This window comes from Flavobacterium sp. UBA7680 (assembly GCF_002482975.1).
Lineage (GTDB): Bacteria > Bacteroidota > Bacteroidia > Flavobacteriales > Flavobacteriaceae > Flavobacterium.
Genome location: NZ_DLHA01000005.1, coordinates 2,351 through 4,862, shown reverse-complemented (window position 1 = coordinate 4,862; position 2,512 = coordinate 2,351). Strand labels below are relative to the sequence as shown.

2 protein-coding genes and 1 pseudogene are annotated in these 2,512 nt (G+C 32.1%); all 3 read right to left on the bottom strand.

Annotated elements, in window-relative coordinates; all coding sequences use genetic code 11:
- Positions 1 to 519: 519 nt before the first annotated feature.
- Positions 520 to 1,200 carry a hypothetical protein gene (locus B3C18_RS00660; RefSeq protein ID WP_291140810.1) on the bottom strand — a complete coding sequence of 227 codons (681 nt, stop codon included), beginning with the start codon at positions 1,198 to 1,200 and terminating at the stop codon, positions 520 to 522.
- A 182-nt stretch (positions 1,201 to 1,382) separates the two neighbouring features.
- On the bottom strand, positions 1,383 to 2,069 hold the full coding sequence (locus tag B3C18_RS00655; protein WP_291140807.1) for a hypothetical protein: 687 nt from the start codon (positions 2,067 to 2,069) through the stop codon (positions 1,383 to 1,385).
- Positions 2,070 to 2,120: 51 nt separating this feature from the next.
- Positions 2,121 to 2,512, bottom strand: a pseudogene (locus B3C18_RS00650) (arginine decarboxylase); the annotation flags it as partial.

The window sequence follows — 2,512 nt, the reverse complement described above, 5'->3', positions numbered from 1 at the left end:
ACGTGGGCCAACAAAAAAATCCGTTAGAACGGATTTCTCTATTTTATGAGCACCACCAAATAGCCAGTTTAATTTTTGAACGTCTTCTGAAGAAATAGAATCTTGTGTTTGAACTGCGAAAACAGTGTTGGATTGGTTTCCGAAGAAATGAATCATATATAGAGATTTTTGTGTGATTTTTGAAGGTACAAAGTTAACTTTATAGAATTAAATAGCCAATTAGCCAACCATTATTTATCCATAAAAATCAACATAATAAGTCGAAAATGTGAATAGATTTAATCTTTGATTAACTACATAGATACATGGGTTTTAATTAGTACGAAGTTAAATATAGACATGAAGCTATGCTTCATGAAAACTAGAACTAACTAAGAGCAAAAACAAAGTTCTATCTCAGCCTCACTCATACAATAATTCTACGCTTCTATGTGGTTAAACCATTTGTTTCCGTTAAAAAGTATAAAAACAAAAAAGACCCGGATAACACCGAGTCTTTTAATTAATTTTTCCGGAAAACTATTTTCCTCCTTGCATTGCTTTTAATTCTTCCATGGTCATCATCTTGTAACCATCCGTAGATAATTCAAATTTTGAATCAGCTACTGGCTCAACAGAAACTTCTTTAGCCACTAATTTAAATTTCATTCCACCTTGTCCGCCTGCATATTCAAAAGGCATTCCTTTTAATCCTTTCATAAAACCTTGCCCTCTTCCTTTTCCTTCTTTATTAGTATTTTCAAATTTATCGCAATACCATACTTCCATTTTATCTTCTTTTTTATCTTTACCTATAACAGTAACAATAGCTTTTTTGCATTCGTAACCTGCAATAGTTTTTGTCTCTGTTGTGTATTCAATTTTTGGATCAGCAGGTTTATCTTTTTGTTTTGCCTCTTCTTTTTCCATTTCCTCTTTGGTTTGTTTTACGGCAATTTTGTTTCCCATCTGTTCCATTAACATTAACATACCTTTATCGTCTGCTAATGTTTGATTTGTAAACATCATGGATGTCATTTCAGACAAAGATTTACCATTTTTAAAAGTTACCTTTGTTTCCATATCTCCAATCATAGCTGCCTGTTCAGGAGGCAAGCCTTCAATTTTCATATCGTAAACAATATATCCTTCTTTAATTTGAGCGTTTAATGACAATGCTGATAACGCAACAACAGCAAGCGTAGAGAATAATTTTTTCATTTGTGTTTGTTTTTTTAATGTATCCTAAATCGAATACGTTTATTTTAGTTTGTTGTTTTCAATTGGTATGCCAATTTACAAATTAGATAGTTTATAATTGTGAAAATATGCTAAATGGTAAAATGAATTGATGAATTATAATGGAATGCTGATAGCTTCAACAGGCTCAGTTACCATAAAATTTATTTTTGAATGTCTTCAAATAGTTTCTCCATTTCCGGACGGGTAACAATTTTATAAAAAGCAGGGACTTCAAATACATCGTCTTTTATTTCCTCTTTTTTAACTGCTGTTGCCGTAAAACACATTTCCAAGCCTAACTTTTTTAAACGGTATTGCATCAACATGCCTTTAATTTGTTTATACGGACCAATATTATTAATACTGTCTAAACCCAGTTCATCTGTATAATACACATCAAAAGTATTAGAAGGGTCTGATATAAAACTCGCTTTTACTTTTTTACAATTATATCCTGCAATTTTTTTTGTCTGTTTGGTTTCCTCTAACTTTAATTCATAATCTTTATTTTCCTGAATTAAATCGGCTTCCGTTTGAATACAGGCATTTTTTATGTCCATAAACTTAACCATTTGGGTTAATGTTTTTTTACTTGGATCGCTAATAAAAATGGTATTAAAAATACCCATAGTACTCATTTCAAGCTGAAGTTTATTCTCCTTAAATTTTACGGTTGCCGATCCGGGTGCCAAACCAGCCATTGGATGAGATGCGTCTACCACCTCAGCATTATATTCAATCAAACCTTCGGTAAGTGAATTTTCAGTTCTGCCTGAATTACCGCATGATGCAAATACACATAGAAAAACAAGGGCAAAAAATACAAATATTCGGTTAGTTGCTATCAAAAGGATAAATTAAAGAAATCGAAAGATAATCATTTGGATTAAACCGACAAATTAATAACCTAATATTTTTAACATCGACTTGTAGCTTTGTTCTTTGGCAAATAATTTAGTGGTTATTTTCCCTTCTTCATCTTTATCTATTAATACATGCTTAGGAGCAGGAACCAAACAATGCTGTGTGCCTCCATATCCGCTTAAGGCTTCCTGATAAGCTCCTGTATGAAAAAATCCTACATATAAAGGTTGCTTATCTGTTTTTGAAACTTTTGGTAAAAATACCTGATTAGTATGCGCCTCGCTGTTATAATAATCCATACTATCGCAGGTTAAACCTCCTAAGTTAACCGGCACATAAGGTTTATCCCAATTATTAACAGCCAATAGAATAAAACGTTGATTTATACCCCAAGTATCCGGAAGTGTAGTGATAAATGAACTGTCAA

What these genes read in the sequence shown, in the direction of transcription:
- B3C18_RS00660 (WP_291140810.1), bottom strand. Translation starts at nt 1,200, where the DNA reads ATGAAAAAATTATTCTCTACGCTTGCTGTTGTTGCGTTATCAGCATTG.